Raw genomic sequence first — 25,294 nt, 5'->3', positions numbered from 1 at the left:
GAAATAGTGGGATGGTGGAGCGGGACGAGGCATGCGCGAGCCCGCGAGGCGATCTCGCGAAGCGTTGCGCGAAAGCGGTGAAGTGACGAGAGAGGCGGCCGCCAGGAGGGCGCCCGGGTGCAGAGGAAAAACGGCGCGGCGCGCAGTTCGAAAACCTGCGCGCCGCGCCGTTCAACGGGGGCGCTTCATGAAGCGCCCCGCGAGCATCAACGCGTGATCGGACGGTAACGGATGCGCTTGGGCCGCGCGGCTTCCTCGCCGAGACGCTTGATCTTGTCCGCCTCGTATTCCTGGAAGTTGCCGTCGAAGAACACGACCTGCGAGTCGCCTTCGAACGCCAGGATGTGCGTGGCGATGCGGTCGAGGAACCAGCGGTCGTGCGAAATCACCATCACGGAGCCGGCGAACTCCAGCAGCGCGTCTTCGAGTGCACGCAGCGTTTCCACGTCGAGATCGTTCGACGGTTCGTCGAGCAGCAGCACGTTGCCGCCCGCAATCAGCGTCTTCGCGAGATGCAGACGGCCGCGCTCGCCGCCCGAAAGGTTGCCCACCATCTTCTGCTGGTCGCCGCCCTTGAAGTTGAAACGGCCGATATAGGCGCGCGACGGCGTCTCGTACTTGCCCACGGTCAGCACGTCCGCGCCGCCCGAGATTTCTTCGAACACCGTCTTCGACCCGTCCAGCGCGTCGCGGCTCTGGTCCACGTAAGCGAGCTTCACCGTGGGTCCCATCACGATCTCGCCCGAATCGGGCTGCTCCTTGCCGGTGAGCATGCGGAACAGCGTCGACTTACCCGCACCGTTCGGCCCGATGATGCCGACAATCGCGCCCGCCGGAATCTTGAAACTGAGGTTGTCGATGAGGAGCCGGTCGCCGTACGACTTGCTCACGTTCTTGAACTCGATCACTTCATTGCCGAGCCGCTCGCCGGCCGGAATGAAGATTTCCTGCGTTTCGTTGCGCTTCTGGTATTCCTGGCTGCTCAGTTCCTCGAAGCGGGCAATACGCGCCTTCGACTTCGCCTGGCGGCCCTTCGGGTTCTGGCGCACCCACTCCAGTTCCTTCTTGATCGCCTTCTGGCGCGCCGACTCGGAGGACTCTTCCTGCTTCAGGCGCTCTTCCTTCTGGTCGAGCCAGCTGCTGTAGTTGCCCTTCCAGGGAATGCCGTGGCCGCGGTCGAGTTCGAGAATCCACTCGGCGGCGTTGTCGAGGAAGTAGCGGTCGTGGGTGACGGCCACCACGGTGCCCGGAAAGCGCGTGAGGAACTGCTCGAGCCACTGCACCGACTCGGCATCCAGGTGGTTGGTCGGCTCGTCGAGCAGCAGCATGTCGGGCTTTTCGAGCAGCAGCTTGCAGAGCGCGACGCGGCGCTTCTCGCCGCCCGAGAGGTTCTCGATCTTCGCGTCCCACGGGGGCAGGCGCAGCGCGTCCGCGGCCACTTCGAGCTGCTGTTCGGCGCTGCCGTCGGCGGTGGCGAGGATTGCTTCGTACTTCGCCTGCTCGGCGGCGAGCTTGTCGAAGTCCGCATCGGGTTCGGCGTAGGCGGCGTAGATTTCGTCGAGCTTTTTCTGCGCGTGGAGAATGTCGCCGAGACCCTCTTCCACCGCCTCGCGCACCGTCTTCTGCGGATCGAGCTGCGGCTCCTGCGGCAGATAGCCGATGTTGAGGTTCGGCATGGGCGTGGCTTCGCCTTCGATGTCCTTGTCGACACCGGCCATGATGCGAATCAGCGTGGACTTGCCCGAGCCGTTCAGGCCGAGCACGCCGATCTTCGCGCCCGGGAAGAACGAGAGCGAGATGTCTTTCAGGATCTGGCGCTTGGGCGGCACAATCTTGCCGACCCGGTTCATGGTGAAGACGTATTGGGCCATGTGAGTCTTGTCTGGAACCTGTAAAGGGATGAGGAAGGGGGATGCAGAATGGGGCCGGATAGCGGCGGCGCCAAGGCGCGGCGCGTGGGTCCGAAGCCCGTATTGTAAGGGGTGGTGGCGTGGGTGCCGGCTAGCGCTTGCGCGCCATGTTGCGGGCAGCGGTGGCGCACCGCCGGGGTTGAGCCGGGGCGTGGCCGTGGGAGGCCGGGCTCAAAGCCACGATGCCACGCCGCCGTGCCGCGAGCACGTGCCGCTGCGATGTCGGCTGAAGCTGTAGGTGCCGTCGCGGCAGCGCGCCGTGGCACCCTCGGGCGCCTTGCCCGAAAGCGAATGGGCCGGCGAATGGACCGTGGCGCCGTCACGGTTGCGGTAGGTCTGGTGGTTGTCGAGATTGCTCTCGTCGGGCTGGACGGACGACGGCTGGAACGCGAAGGCCGGCACGCAAGGCAGCGCGAGGGCGAGGGCCGTGAGTGCGGCCGCGCATATCGCGCTCAAGTCGAGGCGTCGTGGACGGACGCGCGTGAGCAGGCTCATGGTCTTCTCGCTTGCTGTCGTGATGTCGTTGGATGGCCGTGCGGGCGGCCGATGCCGGATGCCGCATTCAGCGGATTGTATGAGCCTCGCCGCCGTGGAAAAGAAAAAGCCGCGCGGGTGGCGCGGCTCTGTGTGGTGCGTGCGGCCATGCAACCACGGCCGGGACGTTACATCAGACGTTGAACAGGAAGTTCATCACGTCGCCGTCGTGCACCACGTACTCCTTGCCTTCGGCGCGCATCTTGCCGGCTTCCTTCGCGCCCTGTTCGCCCTTGTACGCGATGAAGTCGTCGTAGCTGATGGTCTGCGCGCGGATGAAGCCGCGCTCGAAGTCGGTGTGGATCACGCCCGCGGCCTGGGGTGCCGTGTCACCGATGTGGATGGTCCACGCGCGCACTTCCTTCACGCCCGCCGTGAAGTACGTCTGCAGGCCCAGCAGCTTGAAGCCCGCGCGGATCACGCGGTTCAGGCCCGGCTCGTCCATGCCCATGTCGGCGAGGAACACTTCCTTGTCTTCGTCGGCGAGATCGGCAATTTCCGCTTCGATCGCGGCGCAGACTGCCACCACCGGCGCCTTCTCGGTCTCGGCGTAGCGGCGCACGGCGTCGAGGTGCGCGTTGTTCTCGAAGCCGTCTTCCTTCACGTTGGCCACGTACATCGTGGGCTTGGCCGTGATGAGGCAGAACGGCTTGATGAGCGCCTGCTCGTCTTCGGAGAGGCTGAGGCCGCGCACGGGCTTCGCCTGGTCCAGCTGCGCGCGCACCTTTTCGAGCACGGCGGCGAGCTTCACGGCTTCCTTGTCGTTGCCCGACTTCGCCGCCTTCGAGTACCGCGCGAGCGCCTTTTCCACGGTGCCGAGGTCGGCCAGCGCGAGTTCGGTGTTGATCACTTCGATGTCCGCGACCGGATCGACCTTGCCCGCCACGTGAATCACGTTCTCGTCTTCGAAGCAGCGCACGACGTGCGTGATGGCATCGGTTTCGCGGATGTTGGCGAGGAACTGGTTGCCGAGTCCTTCGCCCTTGCTCGCACCCGCCACGAGGCCAGCGATGTCCACGAACTCGACGACGGCCGGCACGATGCGCTCGGGCTTGATGATTTCGGCGAGCGCCTGAAGCCGCGCATCCGGCACTTCGACCACGCCGACGTTCGGCTCGATGGTGCAGAACGGATAGTTTTCCGCGGCGATGCCCGCCTTGGTCAGCGCGTTGAACAGGGTGGACTTGCCGACGTTAGGCAAGCCGACGATGCCGCATTTGAGGCTCATGGAATTCTCTGCAATCAGGTGGTGACGCGCCTGCCGGGGCGGCGGGTGGGTCTTGCGCCGCGCAGTCGGCCGGGCGGAGTGCGCCGTGCCGGGCGGCGCGCCGCGGGCGGCACGTCGGGAGGCGGTGACGTGGGCCGTCACCAAAAACCGTAATTGTAACCCTGTCCCGGTGGTGGTCCGACGGCTGTCCTGTCGGCATGCTTTCCGTCTGCGCACGGCCGACCGGAGAAGCCGCGGCGCTGTGTCGCGCGGCGGCTCGTCCTGGCGGGAATCGGCGGGCTCGCTATCGGTGCGCTACCCGTCTTTCCCGCCACGGCCGCATCACCCCCCAAAGCTATAATGGCCGGATGACTACCCATCCTCAGACATTTGACGTCGCCGTGATCGGCGGCGGGCTGGTCGGCAAGACTGCGGCGCTTGCACTCACGCAGGGCGGCCTGCGTGTCGCGCTGCTCGCGCAGCCCTCTTCGCCGCTGCCCGCCGACGAGGCGTTCGATGCACGCGTCTACGCGCTCTCGGCGAGTTCTCATGCGCTGCTCGAGCGGCTGCGTGTCTGGCAGGCAATCGACCTCGCACGCGTCTCGCCCGTCTACGACATGCGGGTGTACGGCGACGCTCATGCGGAGCTGCACTTTTCCGCCTTCCAGGCTGCGGTGCCGCAACTGGCGTGGATTGCGGAGTCGTCGCTGATCGAGCGTGCGCTCGACGCCGCGCTGCGTTTCCAGCCGAATCTCACGTGGCTCGACACGCGCGCCCAGGGGCTCGACGTGAAAGCCGATGCCGCCACGATCGGACTCGCGAACGGCCAGGTGCTCGAAGCGGATCTCGTGGTGGGCGCCGACGGCGCGCACTCGTGGGTGCGCGCGCAGATCGGCTCGAAGGTGGAGCGGCGCGACTATCGGCAGACCGGCGTGGTGGCGAATTTCCGCGCCGAGCGGCCGCACGGCGAGACGGCCTACCAGTGGTTCCGCGACGGCGAAATCATCGCGCTCTTGCCGTTGCCGGGTCCGCACGTGTCGCTCGTCTGGTCGGCGCGCACGGAGCACGCGAACGAACTGCTGCGGCTCACACCGGCGCAGCTCGCCGCCGAAGTGGAGCGCGCCACGCACGGCCACCCCGGCGCGCTGGAATGCGTGACGCCCGCGCGCGGTTTTCCGCTCGCGCTGCAAACCGTGGACAAGCTGATCGCGCCGCGCGTGGCGCTGGTGGGCGATGCGGCGCACCTGATCCACCCGCTGTGCGGCCAGGGCATGAACCTTGGCTTGCGCGACGTCGCCGTGCTCGCCGACGTGATCGCGAAGAAGGAGTCGTTCCGCGACCTCGGCGACACCGTGCTGCTGCGCCGTTACGAACGCGGCCGGCGTGAGGACATCCGCTCGCTGGTGGTTGCCACGGACGGCCTGCAGCGGCTCTTTTCGGTGCCCGGCAGCATTGCGCGCGCGGTGCGCAATACGGGCATGGCGTTGGTGGGCTCGCAGCCGCTCGTCAAACGCTGGCTCGTCGCGGCGGCGTTGGGGTGAATGCCCATTCAGCGTGCGGGCAGCGCGACCGATGTTCCGTCAAGGCCCGTCAAGGCGATTCGCCTCAGTCAATCAAGGCAGTTAATCCAGAAACTCCAGGAAGCAGCAATGAAGATGCGTATCCGACACTGGGCGTTTGCACTCGCGGCCGCCACAACCTTGCTGAGCGGCGTGGCGCAAGCCGACCCGGTCACCGACAAACTGAAGGCCACGCTCGAAGCACGGCTGGGTTCGGACGCCCAGATCAAGGGCATCGCGAAGTCGCCCATCGCGGGGCTCTACGAGGTGAATCTCGGCTCGCAGATCATCTATAGCGACGCGAACGGCGACTATCTGCTGCTCGGCGACCTCGTGGATGCGAAGTCGCGCAAGAATCTGACCGAAGCGCGTCTGGCCGACCTCAACCGCATCGACTTCGCGAGTCTGCCGTTCGCGAACGCCGTGAAGGTCGTGAAGGGCAACGGCTCGCGCAAGATCGCGGTGTTCTCCGACCCGAACTGCCCGTATTGCCGGCAGCTCGAGAACACGCTGAAGTCCGTGGATAACGTGACGGTCTACACCTTCCTGTACCCCGTGCTTTCGCCCGATTCGACGGCGAAGGCCAAGGCGATCTGGTGCTCGGCCGACCGCGCGAAGGCCTGGGAGGCATGGATGCTCGATCGCCGCGCGCCCTCGGGCGGTTCGTGCGACACGGCCGCGCTCGACAGCAACCTCGCGCTGGGTCAGAAGATGAACGTGACCGGTACGCCCACCGTGTTCCTCGCCGACGGCCGCCGCCTGCCCGGCGCCGTGCCGGCCGCCACGCTCGACAAGGAATTGTCGGCGGTGCGCTAAACCGCTCGTCTCGCCGCCGTCCGGATCGTCGATTCTGAACCGGACGGCGCTCGCTCTTTGAGCCGCCGGCGCCGCCCCGGGCGTCCGGCAGCCACAAGCAGCGGCCAGGGCGCCTCGCCACACTGCCGAGCCGCTGACCCGCCACCGCCCGCCGCTGATCTGCCGCCGACTTGCCACCGACTTGCCACCCCAACCAGCCCACACGATGAAGCCGATCCGCTACAGCATCGTTCCCAAGCATCCCGCCGCTCATCTCTTCGAAGTCACCGTCACCGTGCCGGACCCCGATCCCGCCGGCCAGCGCTTCATGCTGCCCGTGTGGATTCCGGGCAGCTACATGGTGCGCGAGTTCGCCCGCAACGTCGTCACGCTGCGCGCGTTCAACGAAGCCGGCCGCAAGGTGCGCATCGAAAAGACCGACAAGCATTCATGGCAGGCGGCGCCCGTCAACGGCGCGCTGACGCTGCGCTACGAGGTGTACGCGTGGGACCTCTCGGTGCGCGCCGCGCATCTGGACGACACCACGGGCTTCTTCAACGGCACGAGCGTCTTCCTCGCCGTGCTGGGGCAGGAAGCGGCGCCGTGCGTGGTCGACATCCAGCGCCCCGAGGGCGAGGCGTATCGGCACTGGCGCGTCGCCACGGCGCTGCCGGAAGCGCGCGGCACGAAGCGCTACGGATTCGGCGAGTACCGCGCAGCCGACTACGACGAACTGATCGACCATCCGGTGACGCTCGGCGAGTTCGTGCTCGCCACCTTCAACGCGCACGGCGTGCCACATGACATCGTGATCGCCGGTCGCGTGATCGCGCTCGACACGGAGCGCCTCGCCGCCGACCTGAAGCGCATCTGCGAAGCGCAGATCGCGCTCTTCGAGCCGAGGTCGAAGAAGGCGCCAATGGACCGCTACGTCTTCATGACGCAAGCCGTCGCGGACGGTTACGGCGGCCTCGAACACCGCGCGTCCACGGCGCTCATCTGCAATCGCACCGACCTGCCCGTGAAGGGGCGCGACGCGATGACCGAGGGCTACCGGACTTACCTCGGCCTGTGCAGTCACGAGTACTTCCACACGTGGAATGTGAAGCGCATCAAGCCCGCCACGTTCGCGCCGTACGACCTCACGCAGGAAAACTACACGACGCTGCTGTGGCTGTTCGAAGGCTTCACGTCGTACTACGACGACCTGATGCTTGTGCGAAGCGGCGCGATTTCGCCGGACGAGTATTTCGACCTCGTCGGCAAGACCGTGGGCAACGTGCTGCGCGGCGCGGGGCGCCTCAAGCAGAGCGTGGCGGAAAGCTCGTTCGACGCGTGGGTGAAGTACTACCGCCAGGACGAGAACGCCGCGAACGCCATCGTCAGTTATTACGCGAAGGGGTCGCTCGTGGCGCTCGCGTTCGATCTCACCATTCGCGCGCAAACGGGCAACCGCAAGTCGCTCGACGACGTGATGCGTCTCTTGTGGCAGCGCTACGGGCGCGATTTCTATCGCGGCCGCGCAACGGGCATCGAAGAATCCGCCGTCGAGGCGCTGTTTGCCGAAGCGACGGGCGTGGACTTGTCGGCGCTCTTTGCGGAAGGCGTGCGCGGCACGCGCGACCTGCCGCTCGCCGAGCTGCTGGCGCCGTTTGGTGTGTCGCTGGAACCGGACCTCGGCAAGCCTGGCAGCAAAAACGGCGACAAAAACGGAGCCAGGGACGGCAAGCCGTCGCTCGGCGCGCGCACGCGCGGCGCGGCCGAATGCACGATCGCGGCGGTCCATGACGGCGGCGCGGCCCAGAAGGCGGGGCTTTCCGCAGGCGACGTGCTGGTCGCAATCGACGGTCTGCGCGTGACCGGTTCGAATCTGGACGCGCTGCTCGCCCGTTATCGGCCGGGCGCGAAGGTCGAGGTGCACGCGTTCCGCCGCGACGAGCTGCGTGTCGCGCGTCTCACGCTCGACGGCCCGGAAGTGCCGCGCTACAAGCTTGTCGTGGCGGATAACCGCACGGCGGCGCGCACGGCGCGCTCGCGCTGGCTGGGCGTCTGAACGGTGGCAGGAAGGCGGACAGGGCGCAAACGTCCGCGACCTGTCTCCCGCGCGCGGCCGGCCGTCGGCCGAGCCTCCAGCCGCCGATTGTTCCACCGATGCAACAATGCTTCGCCGCCGCGATACTTTTTCGCGCGCCGGCGAATCCACAGAATGGCCCCACTCGCGCGACATCTGCGCGTTCCGAAACCGGATGGAGCCAAACATGACCACGATTCTGCAAATCAACTCGGCAGCCCGCTCGCAAGGCGCGCAGTCGACGCTGCTCGCCACCGAACTCACCACAAAGCTGCAACAGTCGAAGCCGGGCGCGAAGGTTGTCGTCCGCGACCTGCTGGCCGACGCGCTGCCGCACCTCGACGACGCCGTGCTGGGCGCCTTCTTCACGCCGGCCGAGCAGCGCACGCCGGAGCAGCAAGCCATCGCCGCGCGCAGTGACGCGCTGATCGCCGAACTGCAAGCCGCCGACATCGTCGTGATCGGCGCCCCGATGTACAACTTCGGCGTGTCGACGCAGCTCAAGGCTTACTTCGACCAGCTCGCCCGCGCCGGCATCACGTTCCGTTACACGGAGAACGGTCCCGAAGGTCTGGTGAAGGGCAAGAAGGTGTATGTGGTTTCGGCGCGCGGCGGCAAGTACGCCGGCACCCCCGCGGATTCGCAGACGCCGTACATCAAGACGTTCCTCGGCTTCATCGGCATCACGGACGTCGACTTCATCTACGCCGAAGGCCTGAACATGGGTCCCGATGCGGCAAGCGCGGCGCTGGCCGGCGCGCGCGAGGCGATTGCGACGGTCTGAGCGATCACGTATCAGATCTGCCGGCGGCAACGCCGGACATGAAAACGCCATGGAACACGACGTTCCATGGCGTTTTTCTTTGGCGATCGAGCCGGGCGGCGTGTCGCCCCGTTCAGGCGAGTACTTCGGCCTCGTCGGGCAACCGCCAGTCGATGGGCGCGCGGCCGTGTGTCTGCAGATAGTCGTTCGCAAGCGCGAAGTGCCGGCAACCCAGAAAGCCGCGATGCGCCGAGAGCGGCGACGGATGCGGCGCCTCCAGCACGCAGTGCGGCCGGCCCGCCAGCAGCGCGCGCTTTGCCTGCGCATGCGCGCCCCACAGCATGAACACGAGATGCTCGTGACGCATGGCCAGTTCGTGGATCAGCGTGTCCGTGCATTGCTCCCAGCCGCGCTTCGCGTGGCTCGCCGCCTGGTCACGTTCGACCGTGAGCACCGTGTTGAGCAGCAGCACGCCCTGGCGCGCCCAGGTGTCGAGGCAGCCGTGCTGCGGCACGTCATGCCCGAAATTGGCCGCGATCTCCTTGAAGATATTGCGCAGCGACGGCGGCGGCCGCACCGACGGCGGCACCGAAAAGGCGAGGCCATGTGCCTGCGGCGTGCCGCGGTCTTCACCGTGGTACGGGTCCTGACCCAGGATCACCACCTTCACCTCGTCGGGCGAGGTCAGGCGCAGCGCACGAAACACGTCGGCGGGATAGACGGTCTTGCCGGCGGCGCGCTCGCCGTCCACGAACCGGCACAGCGGCGCGTAGGCGTCGCTTTCCATGAATGGACGCAAATGCTCGCGCCAGGCGGGCGGCAGCGCGTCGAACTGATCTTCGAGCAACGGCGGGTGCGACGAGGAAGCAGCGGCGGTCGGCTGCACGTCAACGGACGCGTTCTCGTCGTCGAAGAGCGAGGGCTGCGATGCCGCGGACGTCTGCGGCGATCGGGATCGGGAACGGGAGGCTGAGGTCATGGCGCGCAAGTGTCGCAGCAAAAGCGTGGCGGCTCAATCTCCGCGCGTGGCTTCGCGCAGCCGGTAGCCGCGCTGGGCTTTGCTGACGTTGTCCGGAGCGAGGCCAGGAACGAGCCGGCCGAGTTCGGCCGCGAGTGCGTGCAGCACGGCTTCGTCGCCGCGCTTGAGTTCCAGCTCGATCTCGCAGATCGGCATGCGGCGCACTTGCGCCGCCGGTGAACCGCCATTCACCTCTGCCACGACTTCGCCCTGGTCGATGGCGGCTTCCACGTCGGCGGCATCCGTGTGGATCTCCCACAGCGTGCGTGTGAAGTCCGTGCGGAAGAGTTCGATCAGATGCGGTGCGGCGCTCTGCAGTGCCGCGGCGGCCGAGGGTTCGTCGCAGGCCGCGAGCAGCGCGTCGATTTCGAGCGCCGCGCCGGCCACGGGCATTTCCCATTCGTGCCGCGCGTGCAGTCCGCCGGTGGCGTTGCCCGCGGTCTTGAAAGTCTGCAGCCAGCCCTGCGGCGTGCGGCGCAGACGCAGTGCGCTTCTGGCCGTGGAAAGCGTGAGTTGCGGCGTGTCGAAGTAGGCGTTTTCGAGCCGGATGGCGTGGCCGGCGTGACCGGCGCGCGCGGTGAAAAACTGGGCCGCTGTGGCGACCTGCGCCTGCGGCAACGCCAGTTTGATTTCGCGTTCAATGGCCATGACTGCTGAGGGGACGGATGAGCGGGTTCAGAAGAACATGCGCGCAAGCTCCGCGCCCGGTTCCGCGGCCCGCATGAACGCTTCGCCTACGAGGAACGTGTTCACCGCGTGTTCGCGCATGCGCTCGACGTCCGCCCGCGAGAGGATGCCCGATTCGGTCACGACGATACGGTCGTGCGGAATCGAACGCAGCATGCCGAGCGTGGTTTCCAGCGACGTTTCGAACGTCCGCAGATTGCGATTGTTGATGCCGATGAGCGGCGTGGTCAGCTTGAGCGCCTCCTGCAATTCGCGGCTGTCGTGCACTTCCACGAGCACGGCGAGGCCGAGCGAGTGCGCGTACGCTTCAAGCTCCTGCATCTGCGAGGTTTCGAGCGCGGCGGCGATCAGCAGGATGGCGTCGGCGCCCATGGCGCGCGCTTCGAGCACCTGATACGGATCGACGATGAAGTCCTTGCGCAGCACCGGCAGGTTGCACGCGGCGCGCGCTTCTTCCAGGTAAGCGGCGCTGCCCTGGAAGAACTGCACGTCGGTGAGCACGGAAAGGCACGCGGCGCCGTGGGTGGCATACGAGCGCGCGATCTCGGCCGGCACGAAATGCTCGCGCAGCACGCCTTTGGAGGGGCTCGCCTTTTTCACTTCGGCAATCACGGCGGCGAGGCCGCTTTCGTGTTTCACGCGAATGGCGCCCACGAAGTCGCGCAAGTCTCGCGCCGACGCCGCCAGCCGCAGTTCTTCGAGCGGCGCGCTCTCTTGCGCGGCGCGCACTTCTTCGTGTTTCACCGCGATGATGCGTTGGAGAATGTCACTCATGGTTTGCGATCCTTACCGCTTCGATTACTGCTTCGATGGTTGCGTTGGTTAACGCTTGAATTGCTGCGTGAAACGTACCAGTTCGTCCACTTTGGCCCGCGCGCGGCCGCTCGCAATCGCTTCGCGCGCCACCTGGATGCCGTCCGCAATTGACGCCGCCACGTTCGCCGAATAGAGCGCCGTGCCCGCGTTCAGCACCACGATCTCGCGCGCGACGCCCGGCTTGTTGTCGAGCGCTTCGAGCAGCAGCGTCTTCGACTCGTTTGCGTCGGCCACCTTCAGCGTGCGGTTCGACACCATCTGCATGCCGAAGTCCTCGGGGTGGATCTCGTACTCGTGCACTTCGTCGTCGCGCAATTCACCCACGAGCGTAGCCGCGCCGAGCGAGACCTCGTCCATGCCGTCCTTGCCGTACACCACGAGCACGTGCTTCGCGCCGAGGCGTTGCATGACGCGTACCTGGATGCCGACGAGGTCCGGGTGGAACACGCCCATCAGCTGATTCGGCGCGCCGGCCGGATTCGTGAGCGGGCCAAGAATGTTGAAGATGGTGCGCACGCCGAGTTCGCGGCGCACCGGCGCGACGTTCTTCATCGCGGGATGGTGGTTGGGCGCGAACATGAAGCCCATGCCCGTTTCGGCGATGGAGGCCGCTACCTGGTCCGGTTGCAGGTCGATGTTCACGCCGAGCGCTTCGAGTACGTCCGCGCTGCCCGACTTGCTCGACACGCCGCGGTTGCCGTGCTTCGCCACACGCCCGCCTGCGGCAGCCGTCACGAACATGGTCGCCGTGGAAATGTTGAACGTGTGCGAGCCGTCGCCGCCGGTGCCGACGATATCGACGAAGTTGTCGCTATCGGGCACGTTCACGCGATTCGAAAACTCGCGCATCACGGTGGCGGCCGCGGTGATCTCACCGATGGTTTCCTTCTTGACGCGCAGGCCCGTGAGAATGGCCGACGTCATCACCGGCGACAGCTCGCCGCGCATGATGAGCCGCATCAGGTGCAGCATCTCGTCGTGAAAAATCTCGCGGTGTTCGATGGTGCGCTGAAGCGCTTCCTGTGGGGTGATCATGATGTCTGCTCCGCTCTTCATCACGCACCTTGCTCTGCTGCTACGCGTTTCGACTGCTTCAGGAAGTTCTCGAGCAGCGCGTGGCCGTGCTCCGACAGAATCGATTCCGGGTGGAACTGCACGCCTTCCACGGGCAGCGTCTTGTGGCGCACGCCCATGATTTCGCCGTCTTCGGTCCAGGCCGAGATTTCGAGACAGTCGGGCAGCGTATCGCGCTCGATGGCGAGCGAGTGATAACGCGTCACGTTGAAGTGGCGCGGCAGGTCGGCGAACACGCCTTTGCAGTCGGTTTCGATCTGGCTCACCTTGCCGTGCATGATGGTTTTCGCGCGCACTACGCGACCGCCGAACGCTTCGCCGATGGCCTGGTGGCCAAGGCACACGCCGAGAATCGGAATGCGGCCGCTGAAGTGACGCAGGACGTCGAGCGTGATGCCGGCGTGCTGCGGATTGCTCGGGCCCGGCGAAAGGCAGATGCGCTCGGGGTTGAGCTGCGCGATTTCGTCGAGCGTGATTTCGTCGTTGCGGTAGGTCCGCACGTCTTCGCCGAGTTCGCCGAAGTACTGGACCAGGTTATAGGTGAACGAGTCGTAGTTGTCGATCATGAGCAACATGGTCTGTCTCCGGTCAGAAGTCGCTGTCGAGGCCGTCCTGCACCTGCTCCGCCGCGCGCAGTACCGCGCGGGCCTTGTTCTCGGTCTCTTGCCATTCGGACTCGGGCACGGAATCCGCGACGATGCCCGCCGCGGCCTGCACGTACAGATTGCCGTTGCGGATGAGCCCGGTGCGGATGGCGATGGCGAGATCCATCTCGCCGCTGAACGACAGGTAGCCCACGGCGCCACCGTACAGACCGCGCTTCACGGGCTCGAGTTCGTCGATCAGTTCCATCGCGCGCACCTTCGGCGCGCCCGAAAGCGTGCCGGCCGGGAACGTGGCGCGCAGTACGTCGAAGTTCGTCATGCCGGGCTTGAGCTTGCCTTCCACCGAACTCACGATGTGCTGCACGTGCGAGTACTTTTCGATCACCATCTTGTCGGTCACGGCCACGGAGCCGATCTGCGCAATGCGGCCCACGTCGTTGCGCGCGAGGTCGATCAGCATGACGTGCTCGGCGATTTCCTTCGGGTCGTTGAGCAGTTCGGTGGCGAGTTCGGCGTCACGCTCGGGTGTGTTACCGCGCGGACGCGTGCCCGCGAGCGGCCGGATCGTAACGATCTGGTCTTCGCCGCGCTTTTCCTGGCGCACGAGAATTTCCGGCGACGCGCCCACCACGTGGAAGTCGCCGAAGTTGTAGTAGTACATGTACGGCGACGGATTCAGCGAACGCAGCGCGCGGTACAGCGAAAGCGGGTTGTCGCGATACGGCTTGGTGAGACGCTGGCCGACCTGCACCTGCATCAGTTCGCCGGCTGCGATGTATTCCTTGGCCTTGCGCACGGCGGCCAGATAGTCGTCTTTCTTGAACTCGCGATAAGTTTCGGTGCGCACGCTCGCCGACGTCACGGGCGGCTGAACCGTGGTGCGCAACCGCTGGCGCAGGTCACGCAGGCGCTGCTTCGCCTTCGTGTAAGCCTCCGGCGTGGCGGGATCGGCGTAGACGATCAGGTAGAGCTTGCCCGCGAGGTTGTCGATGACGGCCACTTCCTCGGTGAGCAGCAGCTGGATGTCGGGCATGCCGAGGTCGTCCGGCGGTGCCGTGTGGGCCAGCTTCTTCTCGATGTAGCGCACGGCGTCGTAGCCGAAGTAGCCTGCAAGGCCGCCGCAGAAGCGCGGCAGGCCCGGACGCTGCGCTACCTTGAAGCGCGCCTGGAACGCCGCGATGAATTCGAGCGGATCGCCTTCGTGCGTTTCGACAACCTCGCCGTCGCGCACCACTTCCGACACGCCGTTGCGCGTGCGTACAAGCGTGCGCGCGGGCAGGCCGATGAACGAGTAGCGCCCGAAGCGCTCGCCGCCCACCACCGATTCGAGCAGGAACGAATTGGCGCCGGCGCGTTCGGCCTGCGCGAGCTTCAGGTAGAGCGAGAGCGGCGTTTCGAGGTCGGCGAGCGCCTCGGCGATGAGCGGAATGCGGTTGTAGCCCTCGTTGGCGAGAGACTGGAATTCGAGTTCGGTCATGTTCCGATCCTGTTCATACTGGCGGCCGGTCGACGGGCCTGGTCTGGGGCGTTGCGTTGCCGGCGTGGGGCGGGCGTTTTGCCTGCGGAACCTGCGCTGCGGGCAGTCCCAGCGATTCTCCGACTCATCGGCGCGATCCCGTTCCGGCGCGGCGCGCGGCATACCGGGTAGGGTACACGCTCGCGCAGCACGCACAGCCTGCAAGGGCCTGGCAATGACCCGAACGGCCGGAAGGGACTACGACGACAAGTTGGATAACGCGAGGGGACTGGCGTCCAGCGCAGCCCGAGGTGTGGAAGACCTCTGTACGACTAAGGCTGGATGGAACGCGCAACGAAGTAAAAAACAGCGCCGAAGACGAGCTTCAGCGTACCTCAGCAGAGGTTAGTGCGACCAGCGACGCCAGGGCCATGCTCCCCGGTCGATGCTGCTCAGACTCCGTTTTTTATTCAGAAACATGAGGAAGGACTGTTCAAGTCGGTGAATTGTGCGCCGCGATCGCCTTGGCGGCGTCGAGCAACGTGGCGACTATACCATCCGAATCGATTTTGTGTACAGGCTGGCCATGGTTGTAGCCGTAGGGCACGGTGAGCGTCGCCATGCCGGCCGCCCGGCCCGCGAGCGCATCGTTTTCCGAGTCGCCGATAGCCACCGCGACCTGCGGCGCCACGCCGAGCGCGGTGCACGCCGTCAGCATGGGCAGCGGATCGGGCTTTTTACGCGCCACGCTGTCGCCGCCCAGGATCACGCTGAAGTAGTCGAAGAGGCCATATTGCCGCAGCAGTTCGATGGCGAAACGGTGCGGCTTGTTGGTCACGCAGGCGAGCTTCAGGCCAGCGTCGCGCATCGCGACAAGGCCCGCTTCCACTTCGGGATAGAGCCGCGTGTAACGGCCGTTGATGCGTGCGTACTCGTCCTGGTAGAGCGCGAGAGCTTCGTCGAAGCGGCTTTGCGCTTCGTCTTCGGCGAAGCGCGGCGCGAGCACGCTGCGAATCAGATGCTCCGAGCCCTTGCCGACGTAGCCGACCACTTCCTCGCGCGAGGTTTCTTCCGCGTCGAGCTGCGCCAGCATGCCGTTGAGGCCCGCGGCGAAGTCGTCGGCCGTATCGACCATCGTGCCGTCGAGGTCGATGATCGCGGCTTCGATGCGCGGCGCCGTGAAGGTAGGCGCGCGCATTACTGGCCGTGCTTCACGGTGGCGAGCGCGCCGCGCATGTCGTCGATGACGGCGCGGTAGTCGGGCTTGCCGAAGATCGCCGAGCCGGCCACGAAGGTGTCCGCTCCGGCTGCCGCGATTTCCGCGATGTTGTCCACCTTCACGCCGCCGTCCACCTCGAGGTGAATCTCGCGGCCGGTCTTGTCGCGATAGGCGTCGATGCGGCGGCGTGCCTCGCGCAGCTTGTTGAGCGCTTCGGGAATGAACGACTGGCCGCCGAAGCCCGGGTTCACCGACATGATCAGCACGAGGTCGACCCGGTCCATCACGTGGTCGAGGTAGTTGAGCGGCGTGGCCGGGTTGAACACGAGGCCCGCCTTGCAGCCGTGATCGCGGATCAGCGAGAGCGTGCGGTCGATGTGGTCCGAACCTTCGGGATGGAAGCTGATCAGATTCGCGCCGGCCTTGGCGAAGTCGGGCACGATGCGGTCGACGGGACGCACCATCAGATGCACGTCGATCGGCACCTGGACGTGCGGGCGAATTGCCTCGCACACGAGCGGGCCGATCGTCAGGTTGGGCACGTAGTGGTTGTCCATCACGTCGAAGTGAATCCAGTCGGCGCCGGCGGCGACAACGTTGCGGACTTCTTCGCCGAGCCGCGCGAAGTCTGCGGACAGGATGCTGGGAGCGATGCGGAATTGCGTCATGACGTGATGGGAAAGGGCGAATCGAAAGGCGTCATTTTACCGTTGCGCGGGCGGCGGGGCAGGGAAGGAGGGCGGACGTGCCTCGGCGGCGACGGACCGTGGTGGATCGTGGCGGGCCGCGGCGGTGAGCGCGGTAGAAATGCCGCTGGCCTTGCCTGCCGCGCTTATCTCGCCGTTCTGCCCGCTGTTTTGTCCGGTTGCGGGGCGTGGCGGCATCAAGCAGAATGCGAAACCAGATCGAATCTGCCGCCGCAGCCCGTCGGGCCAGTCCCGCCAAGACGTTGCGGCAGGCGGCGCCGGGCACGCTCCCGGCTTCTTCACCACACCGGAATCAGGATGAGCCAGTACGAATTCAGCGTATCGGCGCAGGTGCGCTACCTTCCCGAAGAGTCGGACCCGGATCGCCGCCAGTACGCGTTCGCTTACACGCTCACCATCCGCAACACGGGACAGGTGACGGCCCAGTTGATTGCGCGCCACTGGGTGATCACCGACAGCGACAATCACGTGCAGGAAGTGAAGGGGCTTGGCGTGGTCGGGCAGCAGCCGCTGCTCAAGGCTGGCGAGCAGTTCGAATACACGAGCTGGGCCGTGATCGCCACGCCTGTGGGCACGATGCGCGGAGAGTACTTCTGCGTGGCGGAAGATGGTGAACGGTTCGACGCGACCGTTCCGGAATTTGTACTGCGCATGCCGCGCACGTTGCACTGAAGTGCGATCCGGATCGCGCAGCGTGCCGACTAGTTGCGTGGTTTGTCGCGCTCGGCGCGCTTATGCTTCTTCTTGCCCGACGCGGTCCAGACAACGATGAAGATCAAGAGGAACAGCGCGAGGAGCGACTCCAGCGCGAAAACGAGCATGGGGTATTCGTCGAACAGATCGGACATGGCGGCTTCCATCAAGAGCAGGCATTGTATGCGGTTTGCCCAGCGTGCCGCGCAGTGGGCCGGCGCGGTTTCGATCGCGGTCTTGCTGGCCTCGTGCGGCGGGCGTCCGCCGCTGAAGACGGCACCGCCCACGGGCGCCGCGATCGTCCCCGGCCAGATTGCGGCGACGCGCCTCACGCCCGTGGCCTGGCAACAGGTGGCAGGCTGGGAGGACGATTCGCTGATCGGCGTGACGGCTGCGCTGCGGCAGAACTGCACGCGGCTCGCGCGCGATTCGCGCTGGCAACGCGTCTGCGCCGCCGCAGCGCAGATCGACGATCTCGACGTGACGACCGCCCGCAAATTCTTCGAAACGTATTTCACGCCGTTCCAGTTTTCGAACAACGACGGCACGCTCGATGGTCTCGTGACTGGCTACTACGAACCACTGCTGCGCGGCTCGCGTACGCGTCACGGCGTGTACCAGACGGCGCTCTACCGCTGGCCCGCGAGCGTGCGGCCGGGTGCTGCGCTGCCGTCGCGCGCGCAACTCGAGCGCTCGGGCATCCTGAACGGCAACGAACTGGTGTGGGTCGACGACCCCATCGAAGCGTTCTTCCTGCAGGTGCAGGGCTCCGGTCGAATCGTGATGGAAGACGGCAGCGTGATGCGCGTGGGCTACGGCGGCACGAACAACCAGCCGTACAAGTCCATTGGACGCTGGCTGTTGGACCGCGGCGAGATCACGCCCGCGCAGGCCACCATGCAGGGCATCAAGGCCTGGGCGCGCGCGAATCCGTCTCGCGTCGATGCGCTGCTCGATACCAATCCGCGCTTCGTATTTTTCCGCGAGATGCCTTCGGCCGAAGGCATGGCGCAGGGCGGTGCCGATGGTCCGGTGGGTGCGCTCGGCGTGCCGCTCACACCGGAGCGCTCCATTGCGGTGGACCCCTCGTCTATCCCGCTCGGCACACCGGTGTTTCTTCAGACCACGCGGCCCATGACCAACGCGCCGCTGAACCGCCTCGTGTTTGCGCAGGACACGGGTACGGCAATCAAAGGCGGCGTGCGGGCCGACTACTTCTGGGGCCTTGGCGACGAGGCCGGCGACCTGGCCGGCAGGATGAAGCAGACGGGCAGGATGTGGCTGCTGTTTCCCAACGCGGATGCTGCGGCGGTGGCGGCGCGGTAAAGCCCGGCGGCTTGCCGCTTCCCGTGCCTGCACCACCACCGGCCACCACCGGCCGGTCTGCCGGTTCACTCAGCGGCTGGCGTGCCGTTTATCCACTACGCGCCGCGCCTTTCCAACCGAGCGCTCGATTCCATTCACGGCTAGCACGTTGACCACCGCGCTCACGCCGATCAACGCCTTGATGTCGTAGGTGAGCGCTTCTTTTGCAGCTCGCAGAACGGTGGAGTCGGGCGCAGTCTCGGGGCACGGCTCGACGTTGACCGTCATGACGTCGAGCGGCCCTTCCTTGGTCAGCACGATCTGGTAATACGGCGCGAGCGCGTGCTGCTTCAACAGCAGTTCCTCGATCTGCGTCGGGAATACGTTGACGCCGCGGATGATCATCATGTCGTCCGAGCGGCCCGTGATCTTCTCCATGCGGCGCATGGTGCGCGCGGTGCCGGGAAGTAGACGAGTGAGGTCGCGCGTGCGGTAACGGACGATGGGCAGCGCTTCCTTGGTGAGCGAGGTGAAGACGAGTTCGCCGAATTCGCCTTCGGGCAGCACTTCGCCTGTTTCCGGGTCGATGATCTCGGGGTAGAAATGGTCTTCCCAGATCGTCGGGCCATCCTTGGTTTCGACACATTCCGACGCAACGCCCGGCCCAATGACTTCCGATAGGCCGTAGATGTCCACGGCCTCGATGCCCATGCGTTCTTCAATGGCCTTGCGCATGTCGTTGGTCCAAGGCTCGGCGCCGAAGATGCCGATGCGCAGCGAACATTTCGCCGGGTCCACGCCTTGCCGTTCGAGTTCGTCGGCGATGGAGAGCATGTAGCTCGGCGTCACCATGATGATGTCGGGTTTGAAGTCCTGAATCAGCTGCACCTGCTTTTCGGTCTGGCCGCCGCCAAACGGAATGACCGTGAGGCCCGCACGTTCGGCACCGTAGTGTGCGCCGAGGCCGCCTGTGAAGAGCCCGTAGCCGTAACTCACGTGCACCTTGTCGCCGCGCCGAGCGCCTGCCGCGCGGATCGAACGGGCGACGAGTCCGGCCCAGGTATCGATATCGCGCGCCGTATAGCCGACTACGGTCGGTTTGCCGGTGGTGCCCGACGATGCATGAATTCGCGCGATCTGATCCTGAGGCACCGCGAACATCCCGAACGGGTAGTTGTCCCGCAGATCCTGCTTGGTCGTGAACGGAAAGCGCGCGAGGTCGGCGAGCGTTTTGAGCTCCGCGGGGTGTACCCCTGCTTCGTCAAACTTGCGCCGGTACACCGGCGAGTTTTCGTAGGCGTGCGCGAGCGACCATTTCAGCCGCGACAGCTGCAATGCGGCGAGTTCGTCGCGGCTCGCCGTTTCAATGGGGTCGAGCGGCAGCGGGGTAGTCATCGATGTCTCCTGGGTGCTTTATGAATAGTAGGCGGCTCGTGCGGCGAAACAATCAGCACAGGGCCCGTTGTGTGCGGCGGGCCTGGATGGGCTGATTCGGTTCGGCCTCGCTGCGTTATTCGGGAACCGGTATGACCTGGCCGCGAATCTGTGCGGACTTGCCGCGAAACATCGCGACGGTTTCGCCCGCGCGGTTCGTCACGCGAATGTCGTAGATGCCCGTGCGTCCGTTCAGCACCTGTTCCGTTGCTTCGGCGGTCAGGACTTCGTCGGGTTGCACAGGCCGCAGGAATTCAATCGAACAGCCAGACGCGACTGTGCTGATGTTGTACGAGTTGCAGGCGAACGCAAAGGTAGAGTCGGCGAGCGTGAAGATGAGGCCGCCGTGGCAGATGCGATGTCCATTGAGGAAGTCGGGCCGCACGGTCATGCGCATGCGCGCGTAGCCGGCTCGTACTTCCAGCAATTCGAGGCCGAGCGCGCGGCTGCATGCGTCGGCTTCGTACATCGACTGGGCGGTGGCGAGGGCGAGTTCGTCGGGCGTCATGGGCGGGTGCGGGTAATGAATTGAGGACATATCAGCGGCCCTGGAAGCGCGGCGCGCGTTTTTCCATGAAGGCTTGTACGCCTTCCATGTAGTCGTGCGAGTTCCCCAGTTCGCGCTGCAGGTCGCGTTCCAGGTCCAGTTGCTGCTCGAGGGTATGCCCCGAGCCTTGCCGCATGGCCTGCCTCGTGGCGACGATGGCACGCGTGGGCTGTTGGGCAAGTTCTGTGGCCAGGCGAATGGCCGCGGACGGCAAATCGGCGTCGTCGACGGCTTGCCAGATGAGTCCCCAGCTTTCGGCCTTTTCGGCGCCGAGGCGCTCGCCCGTCATGGCGAGCCCGAGCGCGCGCGCCATGCCGACCCGCTGTGGCAGAAACCAGGTGCCGCCCGAGTCCGGTACGAGGCCGATTTTCACGAATGCCTGGATGAAGCTTGCGCATCTTGCGGCCAGCACGATGTCGCAAGCGAGCGCGAGGTTCGCGCCGGCGCCGGCGGCGGTTCCGTTGACGGCAGCGACGACGGGCATCGGGAGTGACTGGATCTTTTTCACGAGCGGGTTGAAGTGCTCTTCGATCAGGGCGCCGAGGTCGGTCATGGCGCCGGGCGTGAAGTCCAGATCGGCGAGATCCTGCCCGGCACAGAACGCGCGGCCCGCGCCCGTCAGAATGAGTGCGCGAGCGTTGGCACCCATCACTTCGTCGAGCGCGCCTGTCACTTCGCGATGCATAGCCCGCGTAAAACTGTTGAGCTTGTCCGGCCGGTTCAGTGTGAGCGTTGCAACGTGCGTGGATGCGTCGAATTCGACGCGGATCGCTTCGTAGGACATCGGTTGCCTCCTTGTCTCCGCTGCGTTGGCTGTGGCGTCCTGGTGCCGTTAAATGCGTTCGATGGCAAGCGCAATGCCCTGACCGACGCCGATGCACATGGTGCAGAGCGCGAAGCGGCCCGCCGTGCGTTCCAGCTGGTGAAGGGCGGTGGTGACGAGCCGCGCGCCTGATGCCCCGAGCGGATGACCCAGCGCAATCGCCCCGCCGTTTGGATTGACACGGGGATCGTCATCGCGAAGGCCGAGAAGGCGCAATACGGCGAGACCCTGCGACGCAAAGGCTTCGTTGAGTTCGATGACGTCGAATTGATCGAGCGAGAGCCCGGTTTGGGCGAGCAGCTTCTTGGTGGCGGGCGCGGGGCCGATGCCCATGATGCGCGGCGCCACACCGGCCGTCGCCATACCGATCACCCGCGCGCGGCGGCGCAACCCGTACTGGTCGGCGGCCTTGGCGCTGGCGAGCAGCAATGCACACGCGCCGTCGTTCACGCCCGACGCGTTGCCGGCCGTTACCGTGCCGTCGGGCCGGACGACGCCTTTCAGTTTGGCAAGCGCTTCCAGCGTCGTGCTGCGTAGGTGTTCATCCAGGCTCACGCGTATCGGGTCGTCCTTTTTCTGCGCGATTTCGACCGGGACGATTTCTTCGGCGAGCATGCCGTCTTGTTGGGCGCGTGCGGCCTTTTGCTGGCTGCGTAGTGCGAAGGCGTCCTGGTCGGCGCGACTGATGCCGAACTGCACCGCCACGTTTTCGGCGGTTTCGGGCATGGAGTCGACGCCATATTCGCGTTTCATCCACTCATTGACGAAGCGCCAGCCGATGGTCGTGTCGTAGATCTTTGCTTCGCGGGCAAAGGCCGACGCAGCCTTGCCCATCACGAAAGGCGCGCGGGTCATGCTTTCTACGCCACCCGCAATCATGAGTTGTGCCTCGCCTGCCTTGATGGCTCGGGCGGCGCTGCCCACGGCGTCGAGGCCCGACCCGCAGAGCCGGTTCAGCGTGCCGCCGGGCACATCGGCCGGCAGGCCGGCGAGCAGCGCTGCCATGCGCGCGACGTTCCGGTTGTCTTCGCCGGCCTGGTTGGCGCAGCCGTACAGTACGTCGTCGATTGTTTGCCATGCCACGCCGGGATTGCGCGCGATGAGCGCCTTGATGGGCACGGCAGCGAGGTCGTCGGCGCGCACGTCCTTGAGGGCGCCGCCATAGCGGCCAAACGGTGTGCGGATTGCGTCGCAGATGAAGGCGTCGGTCATCGTGGGTTCATTCCTGCGTGAGCGCGAACCGGGCAGGGCGCCCGTTCGTCGGCTCGTTCATATTAGGGAGCCCGTAGCGCGCGGGCTATTCGGCCGGATGGCCTATGCCGTCTTGCCGACTTCCGCAGTTGGTGCTTTGGGCTCAACATGAACCCGGCTTTGAACGACGCGGAATCGGTTCGCGACGAAAGCCGCGTCGGTCAGGGCGGCGTTGGCGGCGGGATTGGCCCCGGTGCCGTGGAAATCCGAGAACGCCGCAGACTGGTTGACGAATACGCCGCCCGTCAGATTGATCGAGAGAGCAACGCCGCCTTCGATCGAAGCCTCTTGCGCTGCTTCGATCACGGCGTCGTCGGTGCTGTATACGGAGAGCGTCAACGCGCCGTGATCGCGTGCAATGGACCCCGCCATTTCGAGCGACTGCGCGGTGGAGTCGGTGGCGATGACGAACGCGATGGGCCCGAACCATTCGTGGGTGAACGTTGCGGCGTCCTTTGCCGCATCGAGCTGAATGACGAGCGGCGTGCAGACGCGGGCTTCGGGAAACTGAGGATGTTCGAGCGCTCGGCTGTCCACCAACAAACGGCCGAGCTTGCGCGCTTCATCGATGCGGCGCTTGACACCCTCGTTCTGGATGGCGCCCAGCACCTCGACCGCCCGCGTGGGATCGGCAACGAGCTTCTCGACGGCCGACGTTATCGCAGCGGCCGCGTCGTCGAAGCTCAACGTTCCCTCGGCGGTCCGGATGCCGTTGCGCGGGATGTAAATGTTTTGGGGCGCCGTACACATCTGACCGGAGTAAAGCGCGAGCGAGAAGGCGATGTTGCGCGTGGCTGTCTTGATGTCGTCGACTGAATCGATCACGACCTGGTTGACACCGGCCTTCTCGGTGAAGACGTGTGCTTGCGGCGCGTGCCGCTCGAGCCATGCGCCGTTTTGCGTGCTGCCCGTGAAGTCGATCAGTTTGATTTCGGGGCGTTGAGCCAGCGCCTGGACGAGCGCGCCATCGTCGGGAGCCGTGGCGAGCAGCGTGACGACATTTGGGTCGAAGCCCGCTTCGCGCAGCACGTCGCGCGCGATGCGTACGGTGATGGCGAGCGGCAGAATCGCGCCGGGATGGGGCTTGACGATGACCGTGTTGCCAGTCGCCAGGTCGGCGAACAGGCCTGGGTAGCCGTTCCAGGTCGGAAACGTGCAGCAGCCGAGGACAAGACCCGTGCCGCGCGGGACGATCGTATAGCGCTTGTGCATCGCGAGCGGCGGGTTCTTGCCTTGTGGCTTTTCCCAGTAGGCGGTGGCCGGAATGCGGCGCAGCTGGTCCCACGCGTATGCGACCGCTTCGAGCGCACGGTCCTGTGCGTGGGGGCCGCCCGCCTGGAACGCCATCATGAAGGCTTGCCCGGTCGTATGCATGACGCTATGAGCGATTTCGAAGCTTGCGCGATTCAGCCGGACGAGAATTTCGAGGCTCACTCCGACCCATGCCGTCGGGCCTGCATCGCGCCAGCTCTTCTGTGCGCTGGCGGCCGCTGCGATCAACTGGTCCGGCTCGGAACGGGGGTAACGAATACCGAGGGCAAAACCGAATGGAGAAGCTTCGCTGCCGACGGTATCGCCCGTCGAGGGCTGGTCCAGCGGGAAGGCCCGATTCAGGTGGGCCTTGAATGCCGCTTCACCGTCCGCGCTCGCCGTTTCCCCGTACACTTTGGGGCTGGGCATTTCGGCGAACGGACTCCAGTAGCCGCGTGTCCCGATGGCGGTCAGCGCCTTTTGAAGCGTGGCTTCGTGTCTGCTGAAGAGCGGGTGTGTCATGGCGGGCGAAAGAAGATAGGCGTTAGATGAGTCCGTGTCAATTAATTGACCGACCGGTTGGTTGGCAAATGTTAGCATCAATCAAATTTCTGCGCGAAACGTTTTGTTCGCGCGTCACTTTGAAAACGGAGGACGCATGGCATACGAAAACATCCTGGTGGAAACCCGCGGCAGGGTGGGTCTCGTTACGTTGAATCGACCTAAGGCATTGAACGCACTCAACGACGCGCTCATGGATGAACTGGGCGAGGCGCTGCGCACTTTCGATGCGGACGAAGGCATTGGCGCGATCGTGGTGACGGGTAGCGAGAAAGCATTCGCGGCCGGTGCGGACATCGGCATGATGGCCACGTATAGCTTCATGGACGTCTACAAAGGCGACTACATCACGCGAAACTGGGAGAGCGTGCGATCGATCCGCAAGCCGATCATTGCGGCTGTGGCGGGTTTTGCGCTTGGCGGCGGGTGCGAGCTGGCGATGATGTGCGACATCATTTTTGCTGCTGATACGGCGAAGTTCGGGCAACCGGAGATCAAGCTGGGCATCATGCCGGGTGCGGGCGGCACACAGCGCTTGCCGCGCGCTGTGTCGAAGGCAAAGGCGATGGACATGTGCCTCACGGCACGCTTCATGGATGCTGAAGAGGCGGAGCGGGCAGGCCTTGTATCGCGGGTGATTCCAGCTGCGTCGTTGATCGACGAGGCGATGGCGGCGGCAACGACGATCGCGGAAATGCCTTTGCAGGCTGTGATGATGGTGAAGGAGTCGGTCAATCGGGCATACGAGACGACGCTGGCCGAAGGCGTTCACTTCGAACGCCGGCTTTTCCATTCGTTGTTCGCGACAGAAGACCAGAAGGAAGGCATGGCGGCGTTCGTGGAGAAGCGCAAGCCGGTGTTCAAACACCGTTAAAGGTGCCGCCTAAAAAAACTGCTTGCCACGGGCGCGGGAGGTGACTAGAATTTCGCTCTTTCGCGCTCCGGGAAGCGGGGCGCGGGGAGACGGGAAGGCCCGCGTGGCGTGGCGTTCCGGGCGATGGTGGTGAA

The 25,294-nt window shown here is 65.5% G+C and carries 23 protein-coding genes; 7 read left to right on the top strand and 16 right to left on the bottom strand.

Annotated elements, in window-relative coordinates; all coding sequences use genetic code 11:
• Nucleotides 1–206: 206 nt before the first annotated feature.
• From ettA to ychF, 3 genes are all read right to left on the bottom strand, one after another.
• Nucleotides 207–1,871 (bottom strand): energy-dependent translational throttle protein EttA, encoded by a 1,665-nt coding sequence (ettA, locus tag PKKP23_RS30510; protein ID WP_126879638.1) that lies wholly within the window; start codon nucleotides 1,869–1,871, stop codon nucleotides 207–209.
• 210 nt (nucleotides 1,872–2,081) lie between these two features.
• Nucleotides 2,082–2,405, bottom strand: coding sequence for a DUF3761 domain-containing protein (locus PKKP23_RS30505; protein ID WP_126879637.1), 324 nt, complete (start codon nucleotides 2,403–2,405; stop codon nucleotides 2,082–2,084).
• Nucleotides 2,406–2,577: 172 nt separating this feature from the next.
• A complete protein-coding gene (gene ychF, locus PKKP23_RS30500) occupies nucleotides 2,578–3,672 on the bottom strand; it encodes a redox-regulated ATPase YchF (protein WP_017776124.1) in 1,095 nt (364 codons plus the stop codon).
• A gap of 347 nt (nucleotides 3,673–4,019) precedes the next feature.
• On the opposite strand from ychF, the gene PKKP23_RS30495 reads away from it, so the two are divergent.
• The 4 genes from PKKP23_RS30495 (at nucleotide 4,020) to PKKP23_RS30480 (ending at nucleotide 8,860) form a co-directional block, all read left to right on the top strand.
• On the top strand, nucleotides 4,020–5,192 hold the full coding sequence (locus tag PKKP23_RS30495) for a UbiH/UbiF family hydroxylase (RefSeq protein WP_126879636.1): 1,173 nt from the start codon (nucleotides 4,020–4,022) through the stop codon (nucleotides 5,190–5,192).
• 108 nt (nucleotides 5,193–5,300) lie between these two features.
• The gene (locus tag PKKP23_RS30490) at nucleotides 5,301–6,026 is read left to right on the top strand and encodes a DsbC family protein (protein ID WP_126879635.1); all 726 of its coding nucleotides are present in this window, start codon (nucleotides 5,301–5,303) and stop codon (nucleotides 6,024–6,026) included.
• Nucleotides 6,027–6,231: 205 nt separating this feature from the next.
• Entirely contained in the window at nucleotides 6,232–8,058 is a 1,827-nt protein-coding gene (locus tag PKKP23_RS30485; protein ID WP_126879634.1) for a M61 family metallopeptidase, read from the top strand.
• A 205-nt stretch (nucleotides 8,059–8,263) separates the two neighbouring features.
• Nucleotides 8,264–8,860 carry an FMN-dependent NADH-azoreductase gene (locus PKKP23_RS30480; protein WP_126879633.1) on the top strand — a complete coding sequence of 199 codons (597 nt, stop codon included), beginning with the start codon at nucleotides 8,264–8,266 and terminating at the stop codon, nucleotides 8,858–8,860.
• Between the two features lie 112 nt (nucleotides 8,861–8,972).
• Here PKKP23_RS30480 and PKKP23_RS30475 read toward each other — a convergent pair whose 3' ends face one another.
• The 8 genes from PKKP23_RS30475 to rpe form a co-directional block, all read right to left on the bottom strand.
• Entirely contained in the window at nucleotides 8,973–9,818 is an 846-nt protein-coding gene (locus tag PKKP23_RS30475; RefSeq protein WP_126879632.1) for a uracil-DNA glycosylase, read from the bottom strand.
• Between the two features lie 33 nt (nucleotides 9,819–9,851).
• Nucleotides 9,852–10,505 carry a CYTH domain-containing protein gene (locus PKKP23_RS30470; protein WP_126879631.1) on the bottom strand — a complete coding sequence of 218 codons (654 nt, stop codon included), beginning with the start codon at nucleotides 10,503–10,505 and terminating at the stop codon, nucleotides 9,852–9,854.
• A 27-nt stretch (nucleotides 10,506–10,532) separates the two neighbouring features.
• Nucleotides 10,533–11,318: an indole-3-glycerol phosphate synthase TrpC gene (gene trpC / locus PKKP23_RS30465; RefSeq protein ID WP_126879630.1), complete on the bottom strand. Its 786-nt coding sequence runs from the start codon at nucleotides 11,316–11,318 to the stop codon at nucleotides 10,533–10,535.
• Between the two features lie 48 nt (nucleotides 11,319–11,366).
• The gene (gene trpD / locus PKKP23_RS30460) at nucleotides 11,367–12,398 is read right to left on the bottom strand and encodes an anthranilate phosphoribosyltransferase (protein ID WP_026121724.1); all 1,032 of its coding nucleotides are present in this window, start codon (nucleotides 12,396–12,398) and stop codon (nucleotides 11,367–11,369) included.
• A 17-nt stretch (nucleotides 12,399–12,415) separates the two neighbouring features.
• Nucleotides 12,416–13,009 carry an aminodeoxychorismate/anthranilate synthase component II gene (locus tag PKKP23_RS30455; RefSeq protein WP_017776115.1) on the bottom strand — a complete coding sequence of 198 codons (594 nt, stop codon included), beginning with the start codon at nucleotides 13,007–13,009 and terminating at the stop codon, nucleotides 12,416–12,418.
• A gap of 13 nt (nucleotides 13,010–13,022) precedes the next feature.
• Nucleotides 13,023–14,516 carry an anthranilate synthase component I gene (trpE, locus tag PKKP23_RS30450; RefSeq protein WP_126879629.1) on the bottom strand — a complete coding sequence of 498 codons (1,494 nt, stop codon included), beginning with the start codon at nucleotides 14,514–14,516 and terminating at the stop codon, nucleotides 13,023–13,025.
• A 472-nt stretch (nucleotides 14,517–14,988) separates the two neighbouring features.
• Nucleotides 14,989–15,693, bottom strand: a complete 705-nt coding sequence (locus PKKP23_RS30445; protein WP_126879628.1) for a phosphoglycolate phosphatase — start codon at nucleotides 15,691–15,693, stop codon at nucleotides 14,989–14,991.
• On the bottom strand, nucleotides 15,693–16,382 hold the full coding sequence (gene rpe / locus PKKP23_RS30440; RefSeq protein ID WP_126879627.1) for a ribulose-phosphate 3-epimerase: 690 nt from the start codon (nucleotides 16,380–16,382) through the stop codon (nucleotides 15,693–15,695). The genes PKKP23_RS30445 and rpe overlap by 1 nt, the downstream gene beginning before the upstream one ends.
• A gap of 336 nt (nucleotides 16,383–16,718) precedes the next feature.
• On the opposite strand from rpe, the gene apaG reads away from it, so the two are divergent.
• Together apaG and mltA are read left to right on the top strand one after the other, a co-directional pair.
• Entirely contained in the window at nucleotides 16,719–17,093 is a 375-nt protein-coding gene (gene apaG / locus PKKP23_RS30430; RefSeq protein ID WP_017776111.1) for a Co2+/Mg2+ efflux protein ApaG, read from the top strand.
• Nucleotides 17,094–17,189: 96 nt separating this feature from the next.
• Nucleotides 17,190–18,440 (top strand): murein transglycosylase A, encoded by a 1,251-nt coding sequence (mltA, locus tag PKKP23_RS30425; RefSeq protein WP_126879626.1) that lies wholly within the window; start codon nucleotides 17,190–17,192, stop codon nucleotides 18,438–18,440.
• A gap of 69 nt (nucleotides 18,441–18,509) precedes the next feature.
• On the opposite strand, the gene paaK is transcribed toward mltA, so the two are convergent.
• From paaK to paaN, 5 genes are all read right to left on the bottom strand, one after another.
• Entirely contained in the window at nucleotides 18,510–19,814 is a 1,305-nt protein-coding gene (gene paaK / locus PKKP23_RS30420; RefSeq protein WP_017776108.1) for a phenylacetate--CoA ligase PaaK, read from the bottom strand.
• 115 nt (nucleotides 19,815–19,929) lie between these two features.
• Nucleotides 19,930–20,391 carry a hydroxyphenylacetyl-CoA thioesterase PaaI gene (gene paaI / locus PKKP23_RS30415; RefSeq protein ID WP_126879625.1) on the bottom strand — a complete coding sequence of 154 codons (462 nt, stop codon included), beginning with the start codon at nucleotides 20,389–20,391 and terminating at the stop codon, nucleotides 19,930–19,932.
• 1 nt (nucleotide 20,392) lies between these two features.
• On the bottom strand, nucleotides 20,393–21,184 hold the full coding sequence (gene paaG, locus PKKP23_RS30410; RefSeq protein WP_126879624.1) for a 2-(1,2-epoxy-1,2-dihydrophenyl)acetyl-CoA isomerase PaaG: 792 nt from the start codon (nucleotides 21,182–21,184) through the stop codon (nucleotides 20,393–20,395).
• 48 nt (nucleotides 21,185–21,232) lie between these two features.
• Nucleotides 21,233–22,435: a 3-oxoadipyl-CoA thiolase gene (gene pcaF / locus PKKP23_RS30405; protein WP_126879623.1), complete on the bottom strand. Its 1,203-nt coding sequence runs from the start codon at nucleotides 22,433–22,435 to the stop codon at nucleotides 21,233–21,235.
• Nucleotides 22,436–22,537: 102 nt separating this feature from the next.
• Nucleotides 22,538–24,247: a phenylacetic acid degradation protein PaaN gene (gene paaN / locus PKKP23_RS30400; RefSeq protein WP_126879658.1), complete on the bottom strand. Its 1,710-nt coding sequence runs from the start codon at nucleotides 24,245–24,247 to the stop codon at nucleotides 22,538–22,540.
• A gap of 136 nt (nucleotides 24,248–24,383) precedes the next feature.
• Here paaN and PKKP23_RS30395 point away from each other — a divergent pair, with 136 nt between their 5' ends.
• A complete protein-coding gene (locus tag PKKP23_RS30395) occupies nucleotides 24,384–25,160 on the top strand; it encodes an enoyl-CoA hydratase (RefSeq protein WP_017776103.1) in 777 nt (258 codons plus the stop codon).
• Nucleotides 25,161–25,294: the final 134 nt, after the last annotated feature.

Origin of the sequence: Paraburkholderia kururiensis JCM 10599 = LMG 19447, from assembly GCF_003986935.1 — a bacterium.
Lineage (GTDB): Bacteria > Pseudomonadota > Gammaproteobacteria > Burkholderiales > Burkholderiaceae > Paraburkholderia > Paraburkholderia kururiensis.
This window is presented reverse-complemented; position numbering and strand designations above follow the sequence as displayed.

Coding starts and splice junctions, on each gene's coding strand:
- paaN (WP_126879658.1), bottom strand. CDS start 24,247: ATGACACACCCGCTCTTCAGCAGACACGAAGCCACGCTTCAAAAGGCG.
- apaG (WP_017776111.1), top strand. CDS start 16,719: ATGAGCCAGTACGAATTCAGCGTATCGGCGCAGGTGCGCTACCTTCCC.
- paaG (WP_126879624.1), bottom strand. CDS start 21,184: ATGTCCTACGAAGCGATCCGCGTCGAATTCGACGCATCCACGCACGTT.
- trpC (WP_126879630.1), bottom strand. CDS start 11,318: ATGAGTGACATTCTCCAACGCATCATCGCGGTGAAACACGAAGAAGTG.
- paaK (WP_017776108.1), bottom strand. CDS start 19,814: ATGACTACCCCGCTGCCGCTCGACCCCATTGAAACGGCGAGCCGCGAC.
- PKKP23_RS30505 (WP_126879637.1), bottom strand. CDS start 2,405: ATGAGCCTGCTCACGCGCGTCCGTCCACGACGCCTCGACTTGAGCGCG.
- pcaF (WP_126879623.1), bottom strand. CDS start 22,435: ATGACCGACGCCTTCATCTGCGACGCAATCCGCACACCGTTTGGCCGC.
- trpE (WP_126879629.1), bottom strand. CDS start 14,516: ATGACCGAACTCGAATTCCAGTCTCTCGCCAACGAGGGCTACAACCGC.
- PKKP23_RS30475 (WP_126879632.1), bottom strand. CDS start 9,818: ATGACCTCAGCCTCCCGTTCCCGATCCCGATCGCCGCAGACGTCCGCG.
- PKKP23_RS30470 (WP_126879631.1), bottom strand. CDS start 10,505: ATGGCCATTGAACGCGAAATCAAACTGGCGTTGCCGCAGGCGCAGGTC.
- PKKP23_RS30445 (WP_126879628.1), bottom strand. CDS start 15,693: ATGCGCGCGCCTACCTTCACGGCGCCGCGCATCGAAGCCGCGATCATC.
- ychF (WP_017776124.1), bottom strand. CDS start 3,672: ATGAGCCTCAAATGCGGCATCGTCGGCTTGCCTAACGTCGGCAAGTCC.
- PKKP23_RS30495 (WP_126879636.1), top strand. CDS start 4,020: ATGACTACCCATCCTCAGACATTTGACGTCGCCGTGATCGGCGGCGGG.
- PKKP23_RS30485 (WP_126879634.1), top strand. CDS start 6,232: ATGAAGCCGATCCGCTACAGCATCGTTCCCAAGCATCCCGCCGCTCAT.
- ettA (WP_126879638.1), bottom strand. CDS start 1,871: ATGGCCCAATACGTCTTCACCATGAACCGGGTCGGCAAGATTGTGCCG.
- rpe (WP_126879627.1), bottom strand. CDS start 16,382: ATGACGCAATTCCGCATCGCTCCCAGCATCCTGTCCGCAGACTTCGCG.
- PKKP23_RS30455 (WP_017776115.1), bottom strand. CDS start 13,009: ATGTTGCTCATGATCGACAACTACGACTCGTTCACCTATAACCTGGTC.
- PKKP23_RS30490 (WP_126879635.1), top strand. CDS start 5,301: ATGAAGATGCGTATCCGACACTGGGCGTTTGCACTCGCGGCCGCCACA.
- PKKP23_RS30395 (WP_017776103.1), top strand. CDS start 24,384: ATGGCATACGAAAACATCCTGGTGGAAACCCGCGGCAGGGTGGGTCTC.
- paaI (WP_126879625.1), bottom strand. CDS start 20,391: ATGTCCTCAATTCATTACCCGCACCCGCCCATGACGCCCGACGAACTC.
- mltA (WP_126879626.1), top strand. CDS start 17,190: ATGAAGATCAAGAGGAACAGCGCGAGGAGCGACTCCAGCGCGAAAACG.
- PKKP23_RS30480 (WP_126879633.1), top strand. CDS start 8,264: ATGACCACGATTCTGCAAATCAACTCGGCAGCCCGCTCGCAAGGCGCG.